The sequence below is a fragment of the Burkholderia sp. 572 genome (assembly GCF_040545135.1).
GTDB classification, from domain to species: Bacteria; Pseudomonadota; Gammaproteobacteria; order Burkholderiales; family Burkholderiaceae; genus Burkholderia; species Burkholderia cepacia.
Genome location: NZ_JBEPLH010000006.1, coordinates 303,288 through 326,057, shown reverse-complemented (window position 1 = coordinate 326,057; position 22,770 = coordinate 303,288). Strand labels below are relative to the sequence as shown.

The 22,770-nt window shown below is 66.6% G+C and carries 16 protein-coding genes; 7 read left to right on the top strand and 9 right to left on the bottom strand.

All coding sequences use genetic code 11. From position 1 onward, the window contains the following. Nucleotides 1–358: 358 nt before the first annotated feature. Nucleotides 359–4,693 carry a YadA-like family protein gene (locus tag ABIC51_RS14420; RefSeq protein WP_481193302.1) on the bottom strand — a complete coding sequence of 1,445 codons (4,335 nt, stop codon included), beginning with the start codon at nucleotides 4,691–4,693 and terminating at the stop codon, nucleotides 359–361. Nucleotides 4,694–5,838: 1,145 nt separating this feature from the next. Here ABIC51_RS14420 and ABIC51_RS14415 point away from each other — a divergent pair. Then, nucleotides 5,839–6,645, top strand: a complete 807-nt coding sequence (locus tag ABIC51_RS14415) for a response regulator transcription factor (protein ID WP_027792706.1) — start codon at nucleotides 5,839–5,841, stop codon at nucleotides 6,643–6,645. Between the two features lie 22 nt (nucleotides 6,646–6,667). On the opposite strand, the gene ABIC51_RS14410 is transcribed toward ABIC51_RS14415, so the two are convergent. Beyond that, nucleotides 6,668–8,845: a TonB-dependent siderophore receptor gene (locus ABIC51_RS14410; RefSeq protein ID WP_354006525.1), complete on the bottom strand. Its 2,178-nt coding sequence runs from the start codon at nucleotides 8,843–8,845 to the stop codon at nucleotides 6,668–6,670. A gap of 348 nt (nucleotides 8,846–9,193) precedes the next feature. Next, nucleotides 9,194–10,219 carry an AraC family transcriptional regulator gene (locus ABIC51_RS14405; RefSeq protein WP_027792708.1) on the bottom strand — a complete coding sequence of 342 codons (1,026 nt, stop codon included), beginning with the start codon at nucleotides 10,217–10,219 and terminating at the stop codon, nucleotides 9,194–9,196. A gap of 352 nt (nucleotides 10,220–10,571) precedes the next feature. Between ABIC51_RS14405 and ABIC51_RS14400 the strand changes: the two genes are divergently transcribed. The 6 genes from ABIC51_RS14400 to ABIC51_RS14375 all read left to right on the top strand — a co-directional run bounded on the left by ABIC51_RS14400 (nucleotide 10,572) and on the right by ABIC51_RS14375 (nucleotide 16,875). Then, a complete protein-coding gene (locus ABIC51_RS14400) occupies nucleotides 10,572–11,819 on the top strand; it encodes a dienelactone hydrolase family protein (protein WP_226128562.1) in 1,248 nt (415 codons plus the stop codon). Nucleotides 11,820–11,859: 40 nt separating this feature from the next. Next, complete coding sequence (locus ABIC51_RS14395; RefSeq protein WP_060084654.1) at nucleotides 11,860–12,648, top strand: SDR family oxidoreductase; 789 nt, start codon at nucleotides 11,860–11,862, stop codon at nucleotides 12,646–12,648. A gap of 64 nt (nucleotides 12,649–12,712) precedes the next feature. Beyond that, nucleotides 12,713–13,951, top strand: a complete 1,239-nt coding sequence (locus ABIC51_RS14390) for a styrene monooxygenase/indole monooxygenase family protein (protein WP_060372600.1) — start codon at nucleotides 12,713–12,715, stop codon at nucleotides 13,949–13,951. 5 nt (nucleotides 13,952–13,956) lie between these two features. Beyond that, nucleotides 13,957–14,484: a flavin reductase family protein gene (locus ABIC51_RS14385; RefSeq protein ID WP_354006524.1), complete on the top strand. Its 528-nt coding sequence runs from the start codon at nucleotides 13,957–13,959 to the stop codon at nucleotides 14,482–14,484. Between the two features lie 36 nt (nucleotides 14,485–14,520). Continuing rightward, on the top strand, nucleotides 14,521–15,477 hold the full coding sequence (locus tag ABIC51_RS14380; RefSeq protein ID WP_027792713.1) for a SphA family protein: 957 nt from the start codon (nucleotides 14,521–14,523) through the stop codon (nucleotides 15,475–15,477). Between the two features lie 135 nt (nucleotides 15,478–15,612). Then, the gene (locus ABIC51_RS14375) at nucleotides 15,613–16,875 is read left to right on the top strand and encodes a serine hydrolase domain-containing protein (RefSeq protein WP_222212896.1); all 1,263 of its coding nucleotides are present in this window, start codon (nucleotides 15,613–15,615) and stop codon (nucleotides 16,873–16,875) included. A gap of 289 nt (nucleotides 16,876–17,164) precedes the next feature. On the opposite strand, the gene ABIC51_RS14370 is transcribed toward ABIC51_RS14375, so the two are convergent. From ABIC51_RS14370 to ABIC51_RS14345, 6 genes are read right to left on the bottom strand one after another with little or no spacing between them, the layout of a single operon-like run. Beyond that, a complete protein-coding gene (locus ABIC51_RS14370) occupies nucleotides 17,165–18,127 on the bottom strand; it encodes a type II secretion system F family protein (protein WP_027792715.1) in 963 nt (320 codons plus the stop codon). A gap of 36 nt (nucleotides 18,128–18,163) precedes the next feature. Then, a complete protein-coding gene (locus ABIC51_RS14365; protein ID WP_060196884.1) occupies nucleotides 18,164–19,141 on the bottom strand; it encodes a type II secretion system F family protein in 978 nt (325 codons plus the stop codon). Between the two features lie 33 nt (nucleotides 19,142–19,174). Continuing rightward, a complete protein-coding gene (locus ABIC51_RS14360; protein ID WP_060063808.1) occupies nucleotides 19,175–20,542 on the bottom strand; it encodes a TadA family conjugal transfer-associated ATPase in 1,368 nt (455 codons plus the stop codon). Between the two features lie 18 nt (nucleotides 20,543–20,560). Continuing rightward, entirely contained in the window at nucleotides 20,561–21,769 is a 1,209-nt protein-coding gene (locus ABIC51_RS14355) for a CpaE/TadZ family protein (protein ID WP_059699373.1), read from the bottom strand. A gap of 22 nt (nucleotides 21,770–21,791) precedes the next feature. Beyond that, complete coding sequence (locus ABIC51_RS14350; protein ID WP_059699376.1) at nucleotides 21,792–22,235, bottom strand: TadE/TadG family type IV pilus assembly protein; 444 nt, start codon at nucleotides 22,233–22,235, stop codon at nucleotides 21,792–21,794. Beyond that, nucleotides 22,232–22,765, bottom strand: a complete 534-nt coding sequence (locus tag ABIC51_RS14345; protein WP_027792720.1) for a TadE/TadG family type IV pilus assembly protein — start codon at nucleotides 22,763–22,765, stop codon at nucleotides 22,232–22,234. Before ABIC51_RS14345 ends, ABIC51_RS14350 begins: the two co-directional genes overlap by 4 nt. Nucleotides 22,766–22,770 lie beyond the last annotated feature (5 nt).

Genomic DNA, 22,770 nt, shown 5'->3' with positions numbered 1-22,770 from the left:
GGCAGGCAGCCCAATGTGACGCGGCAACGCGAAGCGTTGCGCGGGAAGCATCCTCGGGTTTCATCGTTTTCATTTTGTCGTTGTCGGCGCCAATACGGGACTGGAAGACGTGCTCGGACACGCTCAATGCGGAGTGCATTGCGCCAGCGCCGATTATCTCCACAATCGGCGAATAAATCATCCATCGACGGCATCGGCTGCCGAACGAGCCCGGCGTAGCCATACCGCTCTTCGCGACGCATCAAGCGTCGATGGCCCGGGGTCGACAGACACACCCCGGGCCACGGATCTCCCGCCGGTGCCGGGCATCACGACCGCTGCCCGACACCACCGTTCGATCGATACTGCACGGACAACGTCAGAACTGGTAACCCGCGCCCACCACCGCGCCGAAGTCCGAACGCGTGTTGCCCGTCACCGACGCCTTGACGACCCAGCGGTTGCTTTCCGTCACGTACGAGTACCCGGCGGCGAAACCCTGCTGGCCGTGATAGTTCGACGTCGCCGCCGAGACCATCGAGCGGCCCGCGCCCGTCGGTTGCGGCAGGCCGGCCACGGCCATTGCCGATGCCACGCCGCCGTACATGTCCTTCTTCAGGTCGTTGAACGAGTTGTACACCTGGCCGATGCGCTGGTCGGTGTAGCCCTTCGCCTGCGACGTGGCGGTCGACAGGTTGTCGTTCAACTGCTGCACGTTCACCGCGTCGGTCGGCGCCGTGCCGGCCGCGACGTTCGTGACCTGGCGCTCGCTGCCCTTCGCACCGACCGAGAACGAATTGTCGCGATCGGCGACGGAGCCCTGGCCGACCGCCACCGCGTTCTTGCCGGTTGCGGTTGCCGTCGACCCGATCGAACCCGCATCGGCACGTGTGATCCACGTCGTGTTCGCATCGGTCGCCGCCGCGCGGATCTGGTCGTTGGCCGCCGCGTTCTTCAGCGCGTTGTTGAACTGGCCCATGTTGACCGCGTCGTTGTCCTTCACGCCCGCCGCGACACCGGTCAGCACGCGATCGCCCGACGTGCCGGAGAAGTTCACGCTCGTGCCGCCGGTGTCCTTCCCGACCGTAATCGCGCCGTTCGGATCCTGCTGCTGCACGAGGCCGGCCTTGCCGTTCGCGATGTTGTTCACGTTCCCCTGCAGGTTCGTGATGTCGGTCGTGTTCTTCGCGACCTGCTGGTTCGTCGCGTAGAGCTGCGAGCCGTTCACCGCATCCGTGCTGGTTGCGCTGAGCGTGCCGGCCTGCACGTTGGTGATGCGCGTGCCACCCGCGCCGCCGAGCGTGATCGAGCTCTTCGACGCGTCGTCGTACTGCACCGCGAGCGCACCGAGCTGGTTGAGACTCGACTGCACGCCCTTCAACTGCTTGACGTTCACCGCGTCGGTATCGGCGGTGCCCGCGGCGACGTTCTTCAGCACGACGGCCGCATTCGGGTCGCCGCCGATGAGCGATACCGAATTCAGCCGGTTGCCGTTCGCGTCGACGTCGTACTTGACGACGTTCTTCACGGCCTCGCCCGCCTGGTTGGACACCTGCGTGATCTGCTGTTCGAGCGACGACTTCACGCCCGACAACTGGCCGCCGTTCACCGCGTCCGTGCTGCCCGCGGCGACGTTGCCGTCGGCCACGTTCGTCAGCTTCGTCGGTGCACCGCCGCGCGCCGCGTTGTAGGCACCGAGCGTCGGGTCGAACTGCAGCGCGTCCTGCTGCAGCCCCGCGATCGCGGCCGTGTTGCCCGCGATGTTCGTTTCCGCATTGCCGATGCGCGTTTCGTGATTCTCGAGCGTCGTCGTGTTGTTGAGAACGCGGCCGTCGAGATTCGTGAGCGCGTCGCCGACATTGTTGAACGAACCGCCGCCTACCTTATAGTCCGGCGCGCTGATCGAGCCGTCCGGATTCGCCGTCGCACCGCCGCCCAGCGCGGCCGCCGTGCCGTCGGTTGCACGGCGCAGTTGCGCGCCGTTCACCGCGTCCGTGCTGCCGGCCGCGACGTTGCCTTCCGCGACGTTGGTCAGGCGCACCGGGCTCCCGCCGTTGCCCGCGCCGAGCGAAACCTGCTTCTTGCTCGCATCGTCGTACTTCACGGCGAGTGCGTCGAGCTGGCTCGTGCCGTCCTGGATCGCCGCGTTCAGCTGGTCGACGTTGACCGCGTCCGTGCCGTTCTTGCCGGCCGCGACGTTGCCGATGCGTTGCGGGCCGTTGCCGCCGTGGCTCGCGTCGTAGGTGCCGAGGTTCGCGTTCCACTGGAGCGCGTCCTGCTGGAGCGCCGCGATGTTGCCCGTGTTCGTCGTCACCTGGTTGCCGAGCGTCGTCACGTTGTTGCTGACGTTCGTAATCGACTGGTTCAGCGAGTCGGTTGCCTTGCCGAGCTGGCCGACGTTCACGGCGTCGCTCGCGGCAGTGCCGTCCGCCACGTTGTGCAGGCCGACCGGCGACTGCGCGCCCTTGCCGCCGAGCGTCACGCCGCTGTGCGCATCGTCGTCGTACTGCACCGCGTTCTTCGTCGCGTTGCCGATCTGGTTGTTGATCGACGTGCTCAGGTTGCCGAGCGTCGTATTGATGTTGTTCGTCACGCTCGTGCTGAGCGACGACAGGCCGCCGTTCAGTTGCCCGACGTTCACCGCGTCGGTGTTCGCGACACCGGCCGCGACATTGTGCAGCGTCGTGCCGTTCGTGCCGGCGAACGTCACCGAGTCGAAGCCGCTCTGGCCGTCGTACTTGACGTTGCGCGTGTCGGCCGCCTGCAGGTTGCTGATGTTGGTGGTCGCCGTGCTCAGCGACGCATTGATGCCGGTGACGTTGCTCTGCAGGTTCGTGATGTTCGACGCGGCGGTCGAGATCGACGATTGCAGCGGCGCGACGCTGCCGTTCAGCTGACCGACGTTGACCGCGTCGGTGTCGGCGACACCGGCCGCGACGTTGCCGATGCGTTGCGGGCCGTTGCCGCCGTGGCTGGCATCGTATGCGCCGAGGTTCGCGTTCCACAGAAGCGCGTCCTGCTGGAGCGCCGCGATGTTGCCCGTGTTCGTCGTGACCTGGTTGCCGACATTCGTAATCGACTGGTTCAGCGAGTCGGTTGCCTTGCCGAGCTGGCCGACGTTCACGGCATCGCTCGCGGCAGCGCCGTCCGCCACGTTGTGCAGGCCGACCGGCGACTGCGCCCCCTTGCCACCGAGCGTCACGCCGCTGTGCGCGTCATCGTCGTACTGCACCGCGTTCTTCGTCGCGTCGCCGATCTGGTTGGTGATCGACGTGCTCAGGTTGCCGAGCGTCGTGCTGAGGTTGTTCGTCACGCTCGTGCTGAGCGACGACAGGCCGCCGTTCAGTTGCCCGACGTTCACCGCGTCGGTATCGGCGACACCGGCCGCGACGTTGTGCAGCGTCGTGCCGTTCGTGCCGGCGAACGTCACCGAATCGAAGCCGCTCTGGCCGTCGTACTTGACGTTGCGTGCGTCGGCCGCCTGCAGGTTGCCGATATTCGTGGTTGCCGTGCTCAGCGATGTATTGATGTCCGTGACGCTGCTTTGCAGGTTCGTGATGTTCGACGCCGCCGTCGAAATGGACGTCTGCAGCGGGGCGACACTGCCCTTCAGCTGGCCGACGTTGACCGCATCGGTGTCGGAGACACCGGCCGCGACGCCGCCGATCGTGGTGCCGTTGCTGCCGTCGAGCGCGATCGCCGCGTGCGAATCGTCGGTGTATTTCACGACGTTCTTCGTCGCCGTCACGATGCTGGTGCTGAGGCTGTTGCCCACGCTGGTCACACGCTGGTCGACGTTCGAAATCGTGGTCGACAGCGAATTGCCGACCGACGTCACGCGCGCGTCGACGTTGGCGATGCTCGTGCTGAGCGTGCCGTTCACGTTCTTAAGCTGCTGGACGTTGACGGCATCCGTATCGGCCGCGCCCGCCGCGACGTTCTTGAGCTGACGCTCGGCGCCGATGGCGCCGAACGACACCGCGCCGCCGACCGGCGCGGCCGTGCCGCCGAACACCGGCGTGCCGCCGTTGTTCGCGCCGACGCTGCCCGAGCCGATCGCCACCTGGTTGTTGTCGTTCGTCTGCGCGCCCGCACCGATCGCCACGGATTGCGTGCCGCCGGCGCGCGTCTGTGTCGCCGCGTCGTACGACGCGCCGGCCGACACGCCGTCGCTCGAGGTCGGGTTCGCACCGCCGATCGCAACCGAACGGTCGCCGCTTGCCAGCGCCGAGTGGCCAAGTGCGATCGAGCTCGTGCCGCGCGCATCGGCGACGTTGCCGAGCGCCATCGAGAAATCGCCGACCGCGGCCGACTGGCGGCCGACGGCGAGCGACGTATTGCCTTGCGCGACGGCTACCGTGCCGATCGCCGTGGCCGAGTTTGCCAGCGCCTGCGAACCGACGCCGATCGCAATCGCGCCCCCGCTGCTGGTGCCGCCCTTGCTGCTCGCATTCGACTGGTCGCCGATCGCGATCCCGCTGGTACCGGCCCTGGCGTTCGTCCCCATCGTGACGTTTGCCGTGCTCACCGCCACGTAGCTTCCGCTCTTGGTCGACACGCACAGCGGGTTCGTCCCGTCGATGCACTGGCCGTTCAGCGCGTTGTCCGGGTTGCCGCGGTCGACGAAGTTGTCCGCATGCGCGGCCCCCGCGATCAGGACACCTGCACCCGTGAACATGGCGGCGGCGAGCGCCGAAATCTGCTTCCTCTTCATGGTCTTCTGCTCCGTTTTGTAGCGTCAGGTTTGTATACGGACTACTTAATTTGCTTGAAGGATTCAGATGCGATTGCGACTGCGATTACGATTACGACTTCAGTGCGGAACCCGATTCCGATGCCCGGCCCGAGCGTGCCGAAGGCGACACGCATCGCCCGCCCGTAGCGACGGGACGTTCGAAAGCCCGGGCACGCCGTTGGTGTGACGGCCCGTTCCGTTAATTCGGTTAATGCATTAGGAATGCATATCGTTTTATATGGGCGAATTCACCCATCGACTGAATCCGGAGATTCAACCCGCCGTTATGGACACCCCTGATTTGATGTCGCGCCGACCGCGACCAACCCCGCTTCTTTTATTTCATCGACGGCAACCGGACGTGCGCCTGAGCGCTACGGACTTGCGTTCGGACGAGCATCAATTGATGCCACGGCCCCGAATCACGCAACGTCCGTCACAACCCTCCGTGCCTTGTGCTGCCCCGTGCAACCCTGCGTTCAAAGTTCGGACGAATTATGAGACACGCACTTAAATTATTGAAGGCGACATTCTTTATAGATTGTAAAATCCAATATATTCAATAAGTTGCGTTAAAAATGCGCATCTCGCAAACGATTTCGCGGCGCCGGAATTAATCCGGATGTTTTGTAGAGCGGACAAATGCTTTGCCGAAGCGGATTAAAAACAAATTCCAGCGAAAATATTTCTGCAGAAAAACCACCGAGCCGCGCGATCGCGTGCGGGCAAGAATGAAAATGGCGGAAATGGACAGGCATCAGGGTGCCACATCGCTAACGCAAATCACAATATCTGATTAAGAATCAGAAAACTGGAATGAAGTAAATAGAGTCAATGCGTCTGGCAAGAATCGAAATATCCCCCTACAATTCGGCTCGCATCGACACGGTCAGCCGCACCCTTTTCCACGCGCGGCGGCGGCAACGCTTCGCGTCCTTACCGGATCAGCGATCAATACAAGCAACGCCGGGTATTACGCCGACCGGTCGTCTGTCGCGCGGTTCGCGCGAAATCCGAATATCGATGCGCTTGTGCGTTGCCATAGAGCAGTTTCCAACGATTATCCGAACCGGGCCGGCCACCCGCAGGAACGCAGCCAGCAGCCATTCCAGAACAGGTGCACGATGCATCCATCGACCTCCGCATTGGGCGACGCCCATATCCTGATCGTCGACGATCAGCCCGACCAGCTTCGCTTGCTGATCGACATCCTGCGCGGCACCGGGTGCCGGATCAGCATTGCATCCGACGGGCTGCAGGCGTGCCAGCGCGCGCAGGCGCTCATGCCCGACCTGATCCTGATGGATGTCCGGATGCCGCGCATGGACGGCTTCACCGCGTGCCGGCTGCTGGCCGCCGATCCGCTGACGTGCGCGATTCCTGTCATCTTCCTGACCGTGGCGGGCGCGTTGCACGAACGCCTCGAGGGGTTCGAGATCGGCTGCGTCGACTACGTGGTGAAGCCGTTCGAGCCGGCCGAAGTGCTCGCGCGGATTCGCGTGCAGCTCGCGCGGGCGACGCGCGAGCGGCCCGTCGACACGGAAAGCGTGTTCGTGACCGGCAAGGACGACGACATCATCGTGCGCGCGGCCATCCGCCACCTGGCGCGGACGCTGAACGATCCGCCGACGGTGGAACAACTGGCACGCGCGGTCGGCACGCATGAAAAGCGGCTGTCGCGGGCGTTTCGCGACAATCTCGGCCAGACGGTGTTCGAGTATCTGCGGCACGAGCGGCTGAGGATCGCGCAGGATCTGCTGGATTCGACGTCGCTCAGCATTGCCAGCATCGCGAAGGAGATCGGTTTTTCCACGCCGGCGAATTTCGCCACCGCATTCCGCGAACGTTTCGGCCTCACGCCGACCGAGTGGCGGCGCCAGCGCCACGCCGGTGAACGCGCCGCGCGCCGGGAGCCGCAACGCGACGCGTAGGACGCGTTCCGCGCGCTCGCGCCTACCAGTTGTATTTCGCGCTGGCGAGCACGGTCCGCTCGTTGCCGAACACACACACGTTATACGACTGGCAACCGCTGACATAACGCCGGTCGAACAGGTTCGCGACGTTCAGCGCGAACCGCCAGTGCGGCATCTCGTATTGCAGCGCCAGGTCGACCAGCGTCACGCTCGGCACCGTCAGCGAGTTGTCGGGCGCGCCCGCCGACGCGCTCTGGTAACGCACGCCGCCGCCGAGCCCGAGGCCCGACAGCGCGCCCGTGCGCCAGGTCCAGTCGGCCCACATCGAAGCCATCTGCCGCGGCAGCGGCACGGTCACCGGCCAGTGGTTCAGCGACGCGTCGTTCGCCTGCACGTTCTTGACGTCCTGATGGACGTACGACGCGACGACCGACAGCTCGCGGGTGACCTTGCCGACCGCGCTCAGCTCGATCCCGCGCGAGCGCACCTTGCCGGTCTGCACGGACGTCGTGCCGGTCGGGTCGAGATTGACCGGCGTCGGCGTCACGACGTTGGTCTGGTCGATCTGGTAGAGGGCCGCACTCAGCATCAGGTTCCGGCCCGGCGGCTGCCAGCGCAACCCGGCTTCCGTCTGCGTGCCGCGTGTCGGCTTCGGCAGCCCGCCACCATACAACCGCACGCCGATGACGGGATCGAACGACGTCGAATGGCTCACATACGGCGACAGCCCGGCGTCGCCCCGATAGGTGAGCCCGACGCGCCCGGAGAATGCACTGACGTCCTGCCGCGCCTGCTTGCCGGCCGTCCGGTCGTCGAACCGCGCATTGACGAAATCCTCGCGGCCGCCGAGCGTCAGCGTCCAGCGCTTCCAGCGGATCTGGTCTTGCGCGTATACACCGAACGTGTTCATCGCCGTGTACTGGTCGACGTGGCCGAGCGACGTCGGGCCGGAGAAAATCGCGTCCGTGACGGGCCGGTATACGGGGTGATACAGGTTGAGCGACGGCGCGATCGCAAGCCACACGCTGTTGGTCGTCGTCTGCCGGTCGTATTGCACGCCGAGCAGCAGCGTATGTTCGAGCGGCCCCGTGCCGAAGCGGGCCTGTGCGTGGTTGTCGATGTCGAGCCGGCTGTAGTTGAGCTGGAACAGCCCTGCGGTACGCATCATGTTGGTGGTGCTGCGGGGCGCGAAGCCGTTGCCGAACACCGTCGCGTCGTCGAGCGACAGGTGCGACCAGCGCACGTCCTGGTGCAGCGACCAGATCGCGTTCACGCGGTGCTCCAGCGCGTAGCCGAGCGACCACTGCTTCTTCCGGTAGTCGTTGAACCCGGGGTCGCCCATGTAGATGTCCTGCGACAGGCGGCCGTTCGGGTTCGGCAGCACCGTGCCCGACGCAGGCAGGAAGTTCGACGAAATATCGCCGCTGTCCTGCAGGAACGTCGCCGAGAGCGTCAGCGACGTGTCGGCGTTCGGCCGCCAGCGGAACGACGGCGCCAGCGCGACGCGACGGTCGCCGTTCGGGCCGGTTTCCGCGTTGCCGTCGCGCGCCACGCCGACGAAGCGATACGCGTACCGGCCGTCCGGGTCGAGCGTATCGCCGACATCGACCATGAATTGCTTGCGCGCGTCGTTGCCGATCTGCACGCCGGCTTCACGGACGCGTTCGCCGTCGGCGAGCTTCGTGTGCGCGTCGACGATCGCGCCGGGCTCGCCCGCGCCGTACAGCACCGACGTCGGCCCGCGCAGCACCGCGATCAAGTCGATCATGTACGGGTCGACGCGCCAGTCCGCGATCACGGCCGTATGCGGCGCGGCCACGCCGTCGACGTATAGCGTCGGCGTGAAGCCGCGCAGCGCCGCATACGAGTCGGTGCGGCTGTCGGCACCGAACGTCGCGAATCCCGGCACGTAGCGCAGCGCCTGGTTCAGGTCGGTCGCGCCGGTCATCTCGATCTGCTGCGCGGTCACGATGTTGATCGTCTGCGGCACTTCTGCCACCGGCGTGTCGGTTTTCGTGCCGGCCGTGGTGCGCAGCCCGACGAGCCCGCTCGACGAGCGGTCGCCCTTCCCCGTTACGTCGATTTCCGGCAGCACGGCCGCCGGCGGCGCTGCCGCACCCGATGCCTGCGCGTGCGCGCCGCCCGCTGCCGCCACGTACAACGCGCCTCCGGCGGCGATCACCATCGCGCGTTTCGCCGCGCCCGTCCCCGTTACCATCGTTCCATGCTCCGTCGTGCTGGTGGCCGATTCGACCCGATCGCGGCCCGATCGCGGCGCGACGCACCGCCGGCGTCCGCCCCGTGTTGTCATGCTGGCGATGCTGGTTGCGCGCGAGTCGGCATGCAACGGCCAATGGCGTCGTTCGCGAGCGCAGCGATCATACCGGGCGAACGTAACGGAGTCTTTAAAAAAAGTGCGCCGGCGGGAAAAGCCTGCGTTTGGCGCTTTGGAGGCGGGGCCGGCGCGGGATCGATCCGTGCGGCGGCCCGCGAGGAAGGCAGATGAAAGACGGGAACGCCAGGCTGCATGCGCCCCGGGAACGGCCGTGGGCTGCCGCCGGAGGGTCTAGGCGCGCACGCGCCGCATCCTGAGCGTCGCCGACGGCGACTCGCCGAACGCCCGCTTGTACTCGATCGCGAATCGCCCGAGGTGCGCGAAGCCCCATTTCAGCGCGATGTCCGTCACCGATGCGAGCCCCGGCGACTCGTCGGCCAGCAGTTCCTCGCGCACACGTTGCAGCCGCAACTGCCGCACGAAGCCCATCGGCGTGATCCCGTGGCGATGGCGGAAGCCGGCGAACAGCGTGCTCGGGCTCACGCCGGCGAGGTCGGCGAGCCGCTCGATCGTCAGCGGCTCGTCGAGATGGGCGCGAATGTAATCCTCGACGCGCCGCACATAGAACGGTGCGAGCGCCACCGGCAGGTGCCGCGTGCCGTTGCGCGCGCTGTTCGGGTGGCCATGCAGCAGCAGGTTGAGCAGCGTCGATTCGAGCGGCTCGAACGCGAGCGGATGACGCAGCGGATGCGCGTCCGTCGCGATCGCGCCGGCGAGGACCGGCAGCAACTGCGCGAGACACGCCCCTTGCGACGACGACAGGTTGAATGCCGGTTCGAATTCGACCGGTGCGCGCCGGTCGTCGCCGAAATGCCGCTGCGCATGGCGCTCCATCACTTCGCGCTCGATGCGCACGATGACTTGCGGACACGCGTCGCCCCAGCGCATCTTCAGCGGCAGCGTCGGCGAGATCAACGACGCGGTGCCCGGCGACGACACGAAACTTGCCGATCCGCACTCGATCTCCGCGTCGCCGCGCAGCGGGATCTGCAACAGGAAGAAGTGCTCGAGCGGCCCGGGCTCGATGCTGACCCCGCCGCCGTAATCGAGCAGGTTCAACGACAGGTTGCCCCAACGCGCATGATGCATGCAGCTGTGCAGCGCGCGCGATTCGCCGGTCGGCGTGAGCCGGTGCGGCTTGAAGACGTCGGCGACACGCGCGCGCACCTCGTCGACATCGTTCGACTGCAGCAGCAGGTTGTCGTGATTGAAACAGGCGGTGTCGGCCAGCCAGCCCGTTCCGGAAAATTGCGCCATCGATGTTCTCCCGTCATGCTCGGTTGCACTCGCGCCGTGCATGCGTTCCCGGTGTGGGGGCATTCGCCGCACGATCCGGATAGCGCCCGGAGTATCCGGACAGTCCGGCCGCCAAAGCACGCAAGTCCCGCGCAAACGACGCAAGAAACGGACCGTTCGCGCATCGTAGAAAACTGTGCGGGCTTTCCGCATCCGCACATACCCGCAGTCGGCCGCGCGCCTGCCCACGCGCGGCGGCCGGTGCCGCAGGTTTCCGGAATTCGCGGATACCGGCCGAAGAAAGCGGATAGAAGCGCACGTCTCGTCCGCCAATACTGGGCTCGTCGCAGCAATGAATTCAACGGAGGGACAGATGAAAGGACGTCACATCGACATTCCGTCGCCGGACGGCGGAACGTTTCGCGCCTACCTGAGCACGCCGGCCGGCGGCAAGGGGCCGGGCATCGTGCTGTGTCACGAGATCTTCGGCGCGAACGCGACGATGCGGGAGGCCGCCGACTACTACGCGGAGGAAGGCTATACGGTGCTCGTGCCCGACCTGTTCTGGCGCCAGGCGCCGGGGATCGAGCTCGGCCATGCGGCAGCCGATGTCGAGCGCGCGATGGCCCTGTATCGCGAATTCGACGAGGACAAGGGCGTCGAGGACATCGGTGCCGCGCTGGACGCGCTCAGGCAGCAGCCGGAATGCACGGGCGAAACCGGCGTGCTCGGCTACTGCCTCGGCGGCAAGCTCGCCTATCTCGCCGCGTGCCGGCTGCCGGGCGTGGCCGCGGCGGTCAGCTACTACGGCGTGGGCATCGAGCAGGCGCTGGACGAGGCCGCGCACCTGCAGGGCCGGCTCGTGCTGCAGATCGCGGGGCTGGACCGCTTCTGCCCGCCCGACGCGCAGCAGCGCATCGCCGACGCGCTGTCCGGCCGCGACGGCGTCGAAGTGTATGTGTATCCGGGCGTCGATCACGCGTTCGCCCGCGTCGGCGGCGATCATTTCGACAAGGCCGCCGCGGTGATGGCCCACCAGCGCGCGATCGCCGCGTTCCGCGCCGCGCTCGGCCCGCACTACGACCTGTCCACACTGTGGGAAGCGCATCTCGAACACGAATTCGCCACGCGCAACGTCGATGCCACGATGGCGACGATGGTCGCCGAGCCGTACGTCAACCATGTTCCGACGCTGACGGGCGGCGTCGGCCACGACGAGCTCAAGCGCTTCTACACGCATCACTTCGTGCATGCGAATCCGCCCGACACGACGATCACGCCGATCTCGCGCACGATCGGCGCGAGCCAGGTCGTCGACGAGCTGCTGTTCTGCTTCACGCACACCACCGAGATCGACTGGATGCTGCCGGGCGTCGCGCCCACCGGCAAGCGCGTCGAGATTCCACTCGTCGCGATCGTCAAGTTTCGCGGCGACAAGCTCTATCACGAGCATATCTACTGGGATCAGGCGAGCGTGCTCGTGCAGATCGGCCTGCTCGATCCGGCCGGCCTGCCGGTCGCGGGCGTCGAAACGGCCCGCAAGCTGCTCGACGAAACCGTGCCGTCGAACGGCCTGATGCGCCGCTGGCAGGACAGCGAGCCGTCGACGGGTGTGCACTGACGCGCCCCCTCCCTCACCTCACGATTCACGGAGACACCCCATGACTGCCCTTGCTGGCAAAGTCGCGATCGTCACCGGCGGCGCCACGCTGATCGGCGCCGCGGTCGCGCAGGACCTGAGCCGCGCCGGTGCATGCGTCGCGATCCTCGATCTCGACGCGGACAACGGCGCGCGCGTCGCCGGTTCGCTCGGCGAAAAGGCCATGTTCGTCGCGCTCGACATCACCGACGATCGCGCGATCGAACGTGCGATATCGGCGATCGTCGAGCGGTTCGGCGCGATCGACGTGCTCGTCAACCTCGCGTGCAGCTATGTCGACAACGGCATCCAGGCGACCCGCAACGACTGGCTCGCCGCGATGGACGTCAACGTCGTGTCGGCCGCGATGCTCGCGAAGGCCGTGCATCCGCACATGGCCCGGCGCGGCGGCGGCGCGATCGTGAACTTCAGCTCGATCTCGGCCGAGTGCGCGCAGACCGGCCGCTGGCTGTACCCGACGTCCAAGGCGGCGATCCGCCAGCTCACGCGCAGCATGGCGATGGATCTCGCGCCCGAGCGCATTCGCGTCAACTCGGTATCGCCGGGATGGACGTGGTCGCGCGTGATGGACGAGCTGACGCACGGCGACCGCGCGAAGACCGATCGCGTCGCCGCGCCGTTCCACCTGCTCGGCCGCGTCGGCGATCCGTCCGAGGTCGCGCAGGTCGTGACGTTCCTGTGCAGCGACGCGGCGAGCTTCGTGACGGGCGCCGACTACGCGGTCGATGGCGGCTATTCCGCGATGGGCCCCGAACAGGCGGTGCCGGCCATTCCGCGGCTCGCGGAGTGACCGTTCCGCGCCGCCGCTTCCCGCAATCATTCCAGCCGGCATCCGGCCAACCAAGGACATCCCCATGAGACGTATCGCCATCGTCGGCGCCGGCCAGTCCGGCCTGCAACTCGCCTTCGCCCTGCTCGGCCAGGGCTACCACGTGACGCTCGCGACGAATCGCGACGCCGAACAGATCCGCACGGGCAAGGTCATGTCGAGCCAGTGCATGTTCCATACCGCACTGCAGATCGAACGCGACCTCGGCCTGAACACCTGGGAGGAAGCGTGCCCGTCCGTCGAAGGGATCGGCATCGCGGTACCGCATCCGGACGGCGGCGGCCGCAAGGCGATCGACTGGTCGTCGCGGCTGACCCGCTACGCGCAGTCGGTCGACCAGCGCGTGAAAATGGCCGACTGGCTCGACGGCGTGCGCCGCCGTGGCGCGGACGTGCGCATCGGCGACATCGGCGTGCCCGAACTCGAGGAACTGGCACGCAGCCACGACCTCGTGCTGCTCGCGGCCGGCAAGGGCGAGATCGTCAACCTGCTCGGCCGCGACGACGCGCGCAGCGCGTTCGACCGCCCGCAACGCGCGCTGGCCCTCACCTATGTGAAAGGGATGACGCCGAGCCAGCCGTATTCGCGCGTGCGCTTCAACCTGCTGCCCGGCATCGGCGAGTATTTCGTGTTCCCCGCGCTGACCACGACGGGCCCGTGCGAAATCATGGTGTTCGAAGGCATTCCGGGCGGCCCGCTCGACTGCTGGGCCGACGTGAAGACGCCCGAGCAGCATCTGGACCGGAGCCTGTCGTTCCTGCGGCAATACGTGCCGTGGGAATTCGAGCGCTGTCGCGACGTCGAGCTCACCGATTCGAACGGCACGCTGGCCGGCCGCTTCGCGCCGACGGTGCGCAAGCCGTTCTTCCGGCTGCCGTCGGGCCGCACGGTGTTCGGGATGGCCGATGCGGTGGTCGTCAACGATCCGATCACCGGGCAAGGCTCGAACAACGCCGCGAAATGCGCGAACGCATATTTCGATGCGATCGTCGCGCGCGATGCCGCGCCGTTCAGTGAAGACTGGATGCAGCAGACGTTCGAAGGCTACTGGGCTTATGCGCAGCATGTCGTGCGCTGGACCAACTCGCTGCTCACCCCGCCGCCGCCGCACATCCTCGAACTGCTCGGCGCGGCCGGCCAGTTGCCGTCGCTCGCCGCGGCGATCGTCGACGGCTTCGACGATCCGCGCCGGTTCTCGCCGTGGTGGTTCGAGCCGTCGGCCTGCGCGGCGTTCATCCGCGAACACAGTGCGCGTTCGGAGTAACCGGCATGGAAACGATCGCTACCGACCGCCCGACCCTCGACCCGATGCAGCTGCGCGCCGCGTTCGGGCAGTTCCCGACCGGCGTCACCGTGATCACCACGTGCGCGGCCGACGGACGCAAGGTGGGCCTCACCGCCAATTCGTTCTCGTCGCTGTCGCTCGATCCGCCGCTCGTGCTGTGGAGCCTTCGCAAGGTCGCGCCGAGCCGCCCGGATTTCGTCGCGGCCACCCATTTCGCGATCAACATCCTCGCGCACGACCAGATCGACCTGTCGCGCCGCTTCGCGACGCCCAGCGCCGACAAGTTCGACGGCGTGCCGCACGCGGATTCGGACGCCGGCGGCGTGCCCTGCCTCGACGGCGCGAGCGCGCGCTTCGTGTGCCGCAACGTCGGCCATTACGAAGGCGGCGATCACCTGCTCTTCATCGGCCAGATCGAACAGTTCGCCGCGTTCGGCAAGGCGCCGCTCGTGTTTCACGCGGGCCAGTATCGTGCGATCGCCGATCATCCCGATCTTTTTCGCGCCGTTTGATTAGTTATACCGATAAACAACCAGGAGGTGGTGAACATGAAATTCGGCTCTCGCCTGCTCGTCGTCGCGGGCCTCTCGATCGCCGGCATGGCCGCAAGCGCGCCGGCCCGCGCAACCGACCTGCCGGCGGTCAATCTCGGCATGACCAGCTTCCTCGACGGCATGCCGCCGGCCGGCTCCGGCTGGTACGGCACGCAGTACCTGCAGTACTACACGGCCGGCCGCGTCAACGACAACGCGGGCAACAAGGTCGGGTTGCCGAAGCAGGACATCGACCTGTTCGCGGGGCTGAGCCAGCTCGTCTATCAGTCGCCGCTGACGTTCGCGGGCATGCATCCGGGCCTCGACGTGATCCTGCCGTGGGTCGCATCGGCGCGGACCGACGACGGCATCGGCAACGTCGCGCTGAATGCGCGCGCCGGCTTCGGCGACCTGCTGATCGGCCCGTTCGTCCAGTTCGATCCGGTGATGGGCGCGCAAGGCCCGCGCTTCGCGCAGCGCGTGGAATTCCAGTTCATCGCGCCGACCGGCGCGTACGATCCGTCGCGCGCGATCAACCCGGGCAGCCATGTCTGGTCGTTCGACCCGTACTGGGCGGCGACGCTGTGGCTCACGCCGAAATGGACCGTGTCGTGGCGGCTGCACTATCTGTGGAACACGACCAACCATCGGCCGGCCACGTCGCTCGGCCCGGACGTGACGTCGACGCAGGCCGGCCAGGCGATCCACGCGAACTTCGCGACCGAGTACGAGGTGCGCCCCGGCCTGCGGCTGGGGCTCAACGGCTACTGGCTGCGCCAGACCACCGACATGAAGGAAAACGGGCAGGACGTGCCGGGCACGCGGGAGGCCGTGTTCGCGATCGGCCCGGGGGCCATGTACAGCTTCTCGCAGCAGGATCACCTGATGTTCAACGCGTATTTCGAGACCTATGCGCGGAACCGGCCGCAGGGCACGCGGATGGTGCTGCGGTACGTGCATCACTTTCAGTGACGGCCGCGACCGGACGAACGAGCCCGGTCGGTTTCGTCGGACGAATGATGCATGCTGCCCGCACCGGCGCGCCTGTCCTATAGTTTTGGAGAAGACAACGCAGGCAATACGTCACGACCACGGAGGACCCGCGCGATGAATCCTTCAGCAACCTCCCGGTTCTTGTCGAACGTATCGCGGCGGCTGACTCACGGCATCGTGGCCGTCGCGCCGGCCGTGGTCATCGGCATCGCCGTTTCCGCGTGCGGCGGCGACAGTTCGCCGGGCTCGAGCGTGCCGGCGTTCGCGAACGCGGCGCGCCCGCAGATCAACGCCCTGCTCGCGGATACGCAGACACCCGGCGCAGTCGTCTATGTGCAATCGCCGCAAGGGAACTGGCTCGAATCGTTCGGCACGGCCGTGCGGGGCACGAACACGCCGATACCGACGAACGCGCACTTTCGCGTCGGCAGCGTGACCAAGACATGGACCGGCACGGTGATCCTGCAACTCGTGCAGGAAGGCCGGCTGAGCCTCGGCGACACCGTCAGCAAGTTCGTCGCGAACGTGCCGAACGGCAATACGATCACGATCGAACAGTTGCTGACCATGCGCAGCGGCCTCTACAACTATTCGACGAATCTCGCGTTCAACCAGACGCTCGACGCGCAGCCCGACAAGGTGTGGACCACGTCGGAACTGCTGGGTATCGCCGAAGGCCAGCCGGTCTATTTCGCGCCCGGTGCGGATTTTCGCTACTCGAATACGAACACGGTGCTGCTCGGGCTCATCATCGAGCAACTGACCGGCATGAGCGCGGCCGATGCGATGAACGCGCGCCTGTTCGCGCCGCTCGGCCTGGTCAATACCTTGCTCCCGCCGCAGCAGGATACGTCGCTGCCGGCACCGGCGCCGCAGGGCTATCAATGGGGCACCAATGCCGAGACGACCGACAGCGACGCGCTGTCGCCCCAACGCCAGGCGGACGCAAAAAACGGCACGCTGCAACCGACGAACGTGACCCGCGTGAATACGTCGTGGGCGTGGACGGCGGGCTCCGGCATTTCAACCGTGACGGAACTGGCCGCATACGTGCAGCGGATGGTGGGCGGCGGCTACCTGAACGCCAACCTTCAGGCGCAACGGCTCGCCAGTTGCACGCCGATCGATTCGTCCGACCCGAGGTCGGCCAGCTACTGCATGGGCCTGGCCAAATTCGGCACGTTCTACGGACATACGGGCGAGATCCCGGGCTTCAATACCTTCATGGGCTACGACCCGGTCACGAAGACGACGATCGTCACGTGGGCGAACACGGCGGCCGCGCCGGATGGGCGCGCACCGGCCAACGTGATCGCGCAGATCGTCATGGGCGAGCTCAGCAAGGCGGCCGAAGTGCCGAGCGAAGGGCGGCCGTGATGCCGTGCGAACACCGCTGCGTCACGTACAACGTGATGCCGGCAAACTTCGCCGGCATTCAGGTTAGCAGTAGGGGGCAGCCGATCAGGCGGTGGACTACGGCTACTTCCATGGCCGACCATGGGTCCAGGATGCATTGACGCCGCTATGGTCAACCTGTCTCGCGGCGCCGCCTGGGGAGGGAGCCTCCATGAAGCCTGTCGCCGTGCCGGCCGGCGGGGGTGGCCGTCCGGCACGCTGAACCTTCATCGACGTTTCCGTCGATCCCGGCACGACGCCGGTTCGCCGCTTACTGCGACATCCCGACGAACGTCGGCAGCAGCACGCGATAGACGTGAATCATCGCCGGCCCGAGCAGCACCAGCATCAGCGAGGGAAAGATGCAGAAGATCAGCGGGAACAGCAGTTTCAATGCAATCTTCGCGGCCCGTTCCTCCGCGCGCATACGGCGCCGCGTGCGCAGCATGTCCGACAGCACGCGCAGCGATTCGCTGATGCTCGTGCCGAAACGATCGGCCTGAATCAGCATCGCGCAGAACGATTCGATGTCCTCGACGCCGGTACGCAGCGCGAGATTGCGCAGTGCCGTCTCCTTCGTGAAGCCTGAACGCATCTCGAGCAGCAGCAGGTCGAGTTCGCTCGAGACCACCTCGCTGCTGAACCGCAGCTCCTCGCTCACCTTCATCAGCGCCGCGTCGAGCCCCAGCCCCGCTTCGACGCACACCGTGAGCAGGTCGAGCGCGTCAGGGAAATCCTCGAAGATCTTCTGCTGACGCACCTTGATCCGCTGCGACAGCACGATGTTCGGGATGTAGTAGCCGATCCCGGCGAGCGCGACGAGGATGACCGACAGGAGTTCGCGCTGATCCCCGAGCCGGGTCGTGATCAGCACCAGCAGCACCGCGCACGGCACGGCGAGCGCGAGCATCGTCTTCGCGGTGAAATACAGCGCGGCCGCGTTCGGGTTGCGCCAGCCGGCGTTCATGAGCCGGATGCGCAACGGCGAATTCTCCCACCCGTCCTTCGGCACCGACAGCCTGGAGATCGGGGTGGACAGCTCCACCAGCTTCGCGACCCAGCGCGACGCCATGTCGTCGCTGTCGCCGGGGCCCGTGCCGGCGCCGCCGGCCTGCTGGATCCGGCGCTGGATATTGCGCGGCGCAAACAGCAGCATCCCGATCAGGGCGCCGCCGGCCACGAAGATGAACAGGCCGCCCAGCATCACGGCGTGAACTACGCTCAGGTTTTGCATGACAGTCTCGCTACGGTTCGTTATTCAGCTCACGCGTCAGACGCGAATCCGGACAATGCGGCGGATCCACAGCAGGCCAAAGAGCATCGTCACCAGCATCGTGCCGACCATCCTGATCCCGGCCGGATCTTCCCAGAGCACCGACAGGAACTCGCGGTTCATCACCGCGATCGCCCCGGCCGTACCGAACGGCAGCAGCCCGAGGATCCACGCCGACAGCCGCCCTTCCGCCGACAGCACACGCACCTTGTCGAACAGCTTGAAGCGCTCACGGATCAGCGCGGAGATGCTGTCGAGCAGCTCGGCCAGGTTGCCGCCGGTCTCGCGCTGGATCAGCACTGCGATCACGAAATAGCGCAGGTCCTGCACCGGCACGCGCGTCGCGAGATTCATCAGCGCGTCGTGCAGCGACACGCCGTAGTTGACCTCGTCGAACGTGATCCGGAATTCGCCGCCCATCGGATCGGGAAACTCCTCGCTCACCATCCCGAGCGTGCTCGTGAACGAATGACCGGAACGCAGCGCGCGCGAAATCATGTCGCAGATGTCCGGCAACTGCCGTTCGAGCTTGCGCATGCGGCGCCGGCGGGCACGCATCACATACATCGCCGGCAGGCATCCGGCACACAGCGCGATCGGCAGCGCAACCAGCTGCGGCAACGTGGCGAAACTCAGCGCCAGCCACGCGATCGCCGGAAACACCGCGCTGAGCACGATCAGCTTCGACAGCGTCCAGTCGAGGCCCGATTGCTGGATCACGAGATCGAGCGCCTGCACGCGCGGCATGCGCAGCAGCAACTGGTCGAACGGCTTCGACTCGTCGAGCATCCGTTTCTTCAGGATCGACAGCCGCTCCTGCTGGACGTTACCGCCGGCCGACATCGCGCGAATGCGCGACTCGATCCGGCGCGCGGCAGCGCCATGCCGCGCGTTCCACCATTGATAGGTGCCTTCGATCGTCAGCACGACCGCGACGAACATGAGAATCACAAAGGCGTAAAAGATCGTGTTCATGAGGTCTCCCCGGCGGTTAGCGGCGCCCTGTCGTCAGTTCGTCTCGTAACGCTGCGACGGGTCGTACAGCGAATCCGGCAGGTTGATGCCGAACGCCTGCAGCCGCTCGACGAACTTCGGCCGCACGCCCGTCGCGCAGAAGTGGCCGCGCACCGAGCCGTCGCGGTCCACGCCCGTGCGCTTGAACGTGAAGATCTCCTGCATGTTGATGATGTCGCCTTCCATCCCGGTCAGTTCCTGGATGCTGACGATCTTGCGCTTGCCGTCCGTCAGCCGCGCCGCCTGCACGACCACCGAGATCGCCGATGCGATCTGCTGGCGCATCGTCTTCGGCGGCAGCGTCAGCCCGGAGACGCTGATCATGTTCTCGAGCCGCGTCAGCGCGTCGCGCGGCGTGTTCGCGTGGATCGTCGCGAGCGAGCCTTCGTGGCCGGTGTTCATCGCGTTGAGCATGTCGAGCGCTTCGGCGCCGCGCACTTCGCCGAGGATGATCCGGTCGGGGCGCATCCGCAGCGCGTTGCGCACCAGCGTGCGCTGCGTGATCTCGCCCTTGCCCTCGATGTTCGGCGGGCGCGTTTCGAGCCGCAGCACGTGCGGCTGCTGCAGTTGCAGCTCGGCGGCGTCCTCGATCGTCACGATCCGCTCATTGCGCGGAATGTAGCCGGACAGGATGTTGAGCAGCGTCGTCTTGCCGCTGCCGGTGCCTCCCGACACCAGCACGTTCACCTTCGCGCGCGACAGCGCATCGAGCAGTTCGGCCATCGGCGGCGTCAGGCTGTGGTAGCGCACGAGGTCGTCCATCTTCAGCGGGTTGACCGCGAAGCGCCGGATCGACATCAGCGGCCCGTCGATCGCGGACGGCGGGATGATCGCGTTCACGCGCGAGCCGTCCGGCAGGCGTGCGTCGACCATCGGGCTCGATTCGTCGATGCGGCGCCCGACGCGCGACACGATCTTCTCGATCACCTTCATCAGGTGCGCATCGTCGTAGAACGTCACGTCGGTCAGTTCGAGCTGGCCGGCGCGCTCGACATAGACCTGCCGGTACGTGTTCACGAGGATGTCGGAAATGCCGGGGTCGCGCAGCAGCGCTTCGAGCGGGCCGAAGCCGAACATCTCGTCGTACACGTCGATCGCGAGCTGCCGCCGCTCGATGTCGTTCGCGGGCATCCGTTCGTCGTCGAGGATGCGCGAGATCAGCGCGGCGATTTCCTGCCGGACCTGCTCCTGCGGCATCCGCGACAGGCGCTCCAGCTCGACGCGCTCGAGCACCGCCAGGTGAATTTCGCGGCGCAGCTTCTGGTACGCGTCGCGTACCGACGAATGCGCCGGGCCGGCCGGTTCGCTGCCCGCCGCCAGCGGCTGGGCCCGGTGCAAGGACATCTGTTCGCGCAATGACATGATGGTTCCCCGAAAGATTTACATGGACTTGAGCTTCGGCGTGGCCTTGCGGCCGAACAGCCGGGACATCAGCGGTTCGCTGCGCGTGGCGCTGCGCCCCACGCGCACCTCCCCTTCGACGAGCTGCTTCGCGTATCCCTGCAGCGCACGCGCGACCGCCGTGCCGCGCGCGAGACGCGACACCGGGTGGCCCTGGTTGACCGCTTCGAGCACGGTGTCGGCATCGTCCGGAATCGTGCAGGCCGCCTGCAGGCCGAGCACTTCCTCGAGCGCGGTGCGGGTCCGGTCGCTCGCGCGCGTCGCGCGGTTCAGGACGAGCCGCATCTGGTCGGTCGAATAGCCGAGCGACACGAGGATCTCCAGCAGCCGACGGCCCGCGCGCACGTGCGGCATCGCGGGTTGCATCACGAGCTGGATCTGGTCGCTGCGATCGAGCGCGACCATCGACAGCGGATTGATGCAGACACCCAGGTCGAAGATCACGAAGTCGTAGCGCGGCGCGGCGACGCCCAGGATCCATTCGAGCGCGTCCTCGCGCATCTCGGCGGCCTTGACCGGGTCGCCGGCGCCCGCGAGCACGTGGAAGTTCTCCGTCACGCGCGCGACGCTCGCGTCGAGAAACGCGCTGTCGAGCCGCTCGATCTGCGCACACAGCTGCGGCAGCGTCGACGGCGGGGTTTCGTCGCTGACGAGGAACGCCGCGTCGGCGAACTGCTGGTTCAGGTCGATCAGCAGCACGCGGCGCTTGAAGCCTTCCGCGATCTCGAAGGCGATGTTGCTGGCCGCGAAGCTCGTGCCGGCCCCGCCCTTGCACGACATGAACGACACGATCCGCGTATCGTCGGTGTCACGCCGCGTGCTTTGCGCGGCCGCGCGTTCGAGCGCATTGCCGAGCGCCTGCAGGTCGAGCGGCCACTGCAGCACGTCGCGCGCGCCCGCGCGCATCGCGTCGAGCAGCACGTGCGGCGACGCATCCGCCGTCACGAGGATGCAGGTCAGCCCGGTGTGAACCCGGCAGATCCGCTCGATGGCCGCCAGCTCGGGCGCGTCGAGCGACGTGCCGTCGACCAGCAGGATGTCGAACGCGTCGAGCCCGTCGGTGCGATGCTCGATCTGCGACGGGCGGCCGGTCGCGCGTGTGGCGCGATAACGTCCGCAGTCGGTCACGAGGCGCGCGATCTGCGTGAGCCGCGCGGTATCGTCGGAAGCTACGAGGATGTTGATCATGTCGTGTGCCTCGCCTGTTCGATCAATTGCAGTTTGCACCGCCGGTCGCGGAAGTCAGGCTTTCGCGCGGCAGCGTCGTCGTGAACGGCGGCATCTTTACCGATACGTTCATGAACGGGATCATCGTCTTGACCGTGACGTTCGTGACGCTCACCGTCACGAACGCGCAGGTGTTTACGGTGCAGCTCGCCGGCGAGTAGTTCACCGACACGTTCGCGTTCGACAGCAGCGGCAGCAGCGCCGTCACGCGTTTCGCGACGCCGGCGGCATTCACGTCGCAGACCACCGCCGTGCGTGCGCCGAGGCGCACGGCCTCGCTTGCGGTGTTCCAGTAGAACAGCACGCGGCCGAATTCGAAGATGCCGAGCAGCAGCATGATCAGCACCGACGAGATGAGCGCGAACTCGACGATCGTCGAGCCGCGTTGGGCACGCCGGCGTGACAGGGGGACTGGGCGCGCGCTCATGACACTTGCCTCATCACGGTGACGATGTTGCCGAACGGGATCGACGTCAGCCCCGGATACGCGGGGATCGGCTGGTACGTGTAGCCCTTGATCTTCACCTCGACGACGTTGATCGCGCCTGTCGCCGTGCCGCTCGCCGCGTTGTTGTTCGAGTCGTAGGTCGGCAGGTTCGAGAATTGCGCCGGGTCGGACGCGTCGCTGCAACCGGTCGTATGCTGCGCGTCGCAGATGGTCACCATCGAGGTCGTGAGCCCCGGCACCAGCTCGGTGCCGGCCTGGCCGCACGTCGTGCTGCCGTAGACGACGAGGCACTGCGCCGCCGATACCGGATACGCGCTGTCGGTCGGCAGCCAGATCGACAGGTAGCGCGCCGCGTCGCGCGTCGCCTTGGTCAGCGTCTCATACTGGTAGATCGCGCGGCCGAACTCGGCCACGCCGGTCGCGAGCACGATCATCGGAATCAGCACGATCGCGAACTCGACGGCGGCCACGCCACGGGTGCGCGAACGGCGAAACGGGGGCCTTTTCATGATCG